This window comes from Anaerovirgula multivorans (assembly GCF_900188145.1).
Lineage (GTDB): Bacteria > Bacillota > Clostridia > Peptostreptococcales > Natronincolaceae > Anaerovirgula > Anaerovirgula multivorans.
The window spans coordinates 1-2,279 of the sequence record NZ_FZOJ01000089.1 but is presented as its reverse complement, the minus strand read 5'-3'; the positions used below and the strand labels follow the sequence as shown (position 1 = coordinate 2,279).

22 tRNA genes are annotated in these 2,279 nt (G+C 51.2%); all 22 read right to left on the bottom strand.

What is annotated here, in order from left to right:
- Positions 1–121: 121 nt before the first annotated feature.
- Positions 122–197 (bottom strand) — tRNA-Met (locus CHB72_RS25685).
- 136 nt (positions 198–333) lie between these two features.
- Positions 334–410, bottom strand: a tRNA-Asp gene (locus tag CHB72_RS25680).
- Positions 411–423: 13 nt separating this feature from the next.
- A tRNA-Met gene (locus CHB72_RS25675) sits at positions 424–500 on the bottom strand.
- Positions 501–551: 51 nt separating this feature from the next.
- Positions 552–627 (bottom strand) — tRNA-Phe (locus CHB72_RS25670).
- 6 nt (positions 628–633) lie between these two features.
- A tRNA-Ile gene (locus CHB72_RS25665) sits at positions 634–710 on the bottom strand.
- Between the two features lie 19 nt (positions 711–729).
- A tRNA-Pro gene (locus CHB72_RS25660) sits at positions 730–806 on the bottom strand.
- Positions 807–809: 3 nt separating this feature from the next.
- Positions 810–885, bottom strand: a tRNA-Trp gene (locus CHB72_RS25655).
- Between the two features lie 38 nt (positions 886–923).
- Positions 924–1,000: transfer RNA gene (locus CHB72_RS25650), tRNA-Ile, on the bottom strand.
- Between the two features lie 18 nt (positions 1,001–1,018).
- Positions 1,019–1,095: transfer RNA gene (locus tag CHB72_RS25645), tRNA-Pro, on the bottom strand.
- Positions 1,096–1,099: 4 nt separating this feature from the next.
- A tRNA-Ser gene (locus CHB72_RS25640) sits at positions 1,100–1,191 on the bottom strand.
- 19 nt (positions 1,192–1,210) lie between these two features.
- Positions 1,211–1,299, bottom strand: a tRNA-Ser gene (locus CHB72_RS25635).
- A 5-nt stretch (positions 1,300–1,304) separates the two neighbouring features.
- Positions 1,305–1,380, bottom strand: a tRNA-Lys gene (locus CHB72_RS25630).
- Between the two features lie 12 nt (positions 1,381–1,392).
- Positions 1,393–1,468 (bottom strand) — tRNA-Gln (locus tag CHB72_RS25625).
- Positions 1,469–1,477: 9 nt separating this feature from the next.
- Positions 1,478–1,554: transfer RNA gene (locus CHB72_RS25620), tRNA-Arg, on the bottom strand.
- A 20-nt stretch (positions 1,555–1,574) separates the two neighbouring features.
- Positions 1,575–1,648: transfer RNA gene (locus CHB72_RS25615), tRNA-Gly, on the bottom strand.
- Positions 1,649–1,661: 13 nt separating this feature from the next.
- Positions 1,662–1,746, bottom strand: a tRNA-Tyr gene (locus tag CHB72_RS25610).
- A gap of 20 nt (positions 1,747–1,766) precedes the next feature.
- Positions 1,767–1,842, bottom strand: a tRNA-Thr gene (locus CHB72_RS25605).
- A 7-nt stretch (positions 1,843–1,849) separates the two neighbouring features.
- A tRNA-Asp gene (locus CHB72_RS25600) sits at positions 1,850–1,926 on the bottom strand.
- An 11-nt stretch (positions 1,927–1,937) separates the two neighbouring features.
- A tRNA-Val gene (locus tag CHB72_RS25595) sits at positions 1,938–2,013 on the bottom strand.
- Between the two features lie 6 nt (positions 2,014–2,019).
- Positions 2,020–2,094 (bottom strand) — tRNA-Glu (locus CHB72_RS25590).
- Positions 2,095–2,100: 6 nt separating this feature from the next.
- Positions 2,101–2,176 (bottom strand) — tRNA-Met (locus tag CHB72_RS25585).
- An 8-nt stretch (positions 2,177–2,184) separates the two neighbouring features.
- A tRNA-Leu gene (locus CHB72_RS25580) sits at positions 2,185–2,273 on the bottom strand.
- Positions 2,274–2,279 lie beyond the last annotated feature (6 nt).

Genomic DNA, 2,279 nt, shown 5'->3' with positions numbered 1-2,279 from the left:
TTTTACTGTTTCTTTTGTTCTTCTATCCTGCCGCCCCTACTAGCGGCGACTCGTACTACTTTATCAGAATCTCTTTTGCTTGTCAACTCTTTTTTAAAGTCTTTTTGTTTTTGTGTTTCAATGGTTGCGGGGACAGGATTTGAACCTGCGACCTCCGGGTTATGAGCCCGACGAGCTGCCAACTGCTCCACCCCGCGTCATTATTTAAAGTTGACGTTGCCTTTTACTTTTCACCCGTCGCTCCTTACTGGCGGCGACTTTTACTACTATATCAAATCTTTTCTTCCCTGTCAAGAGCTTTTAAGAGAAAAAAATTGCCATTTTATGGTAAAATGGCGACCCGGAAGGGACTCGAACCCTCGACCTCCAGCGTGACAGGCTGGCATTCTAACCAACTGAACTACCGGGCCACTTCTAAGGTTATGGTAGCGGCAACAGGAGTCGAACCTGTGACCTTTCGGGTATGAACCGAACGCTCTAGCCAACTAAGCTATGCCGCCATATTAATGTATTAAATTGAGCATTAAAAAACAATAACTCCTAAAATAAAATGGTGCCCAGAGGCGGAATCGAACCACCGACACGGGGATTTTCAGTCCCCTGCTCTACCGACTGAGCTATCTGGGCATAAAATGGTGGGCTCAAGTGGACTCGAACCACCGACCTCACGCTTATCAGGCGTGCGCTCTAACCTGCTGAGCTATGAGCCCTTATTGAATTTAGATTAAATGGTCCGGGTGGAGAGATTCGAACTCCCGACCCCATGGTCCCAAACCATGTGCGCTACCAAACTGCGCTACACCCGGAGGTGGCAGGGGCGGCAGGATTTGAACCCACGACATTCGGTTTTGGAGACCGACGTTCTACCAACTGAACTACACCCCTACTACGTTTTTTATCGTATTATTAATTTTAAACAGAAATGGTGGGCCTTCAGGGACTCGAACCCCGGACCTGCCGGTTATGAGCCGGACGCTCTGACCAACTGAGCTAAAGGCCCTTGATTGTTTAAGTTTAGTGGTCCGGGTGGAGAGATTCGAACTCCCGACCCCATGGTCCCAAACCATGTGCGCTACCAAACTGCGCTACACCCGGATAATGGCGGAGAAGGCGGGATTCGAACCCGCGCGCCGCTTACACGACCTAACGGTTTAGCAAACCGTCCTCTTCAGCCTACTTGAGTACTTCTCCATAACCCCATAAACTTAATTGGCGGAGAGGGTGGGATTCGAACCCACGGCCCCTTTCGGAGTCACTGGTTTTCAAGACCAGCTCCTTAAACCGCTCGGACACCTCTCCATAAATGGTGACCCATCCGCGACTCGAACGCGGGACACCCTGATTAAAAGTCAGGTGCTCTACCGACTGAGCTAATGGGTCTTAGTATATTAATGGCTGGGATAGCAGGACTCGAACCTGCGGATGACGGAGTCAAAGTCCGTTGCCTTACCGACTTGGCTATATCCCAAAATCAAAGTGGCGTACCCACAGGGATTCGAACCCCGGACACTCGCCTTAGAAGGGCGATGCTCTATCCAGCTGAGCTATGGGTACATGTCATTTTGAGTTTGAAATGGAGCGGGTGAAGGGAATCGAACCCTCGCGGTCAGCTTGGAAGGCTGAAGTTCTACCATTGAACTACACCCGCATGTGTGTTTTTATGGTGGAGGGAGAAGGATTCGAACCTTCGAAGTCGTCGACAACAGATTTACAGTCTGCCCCCTTTGGCCACTCGGGAACCCCTCCATATTATTTGTGTTTTTTAGTGGAGCTGGTGATGGGACTCGAACCCGCGACCTGCTGATTACAAATCAGCTGCTCTACCAATTGAGCTACACCAGCATATATATGGCGACCTGGAAGGGGCTCGAACCCTCGACCTCCAGCGTGACAGGCTGGCATTCTAACCAACTGAACTACCAGGCCGCATGATTAATTGGTGGGAACAACAGGGTTCGAACCTGTGACCCCCTGCTTGTAAGGCAGGTGCTCTCCCAGCTGAGCTATGCTCCCTAATATTGGTGACCCCTAGGGGAATCGAACCCCTGTTACCGCCGTGAAAGGGCGGTGTCTTGACCGCTTGACCAAGGGGCCATTTTATGGTTGCGGGGACAGGATTTGAACCTGCGACCTCCGGGTTATGAGCCCGACGAGCTGCCAACTGCTCCACCCCGCGTTAGTTATTGGTGCCGAAGACCGGAATCGAACCGGTACGATCTTGAAGGACCGCAGGATTTTAAGTCCTGTGCGTCTGCCAGTTCCGCCACTTCGGCACTTAT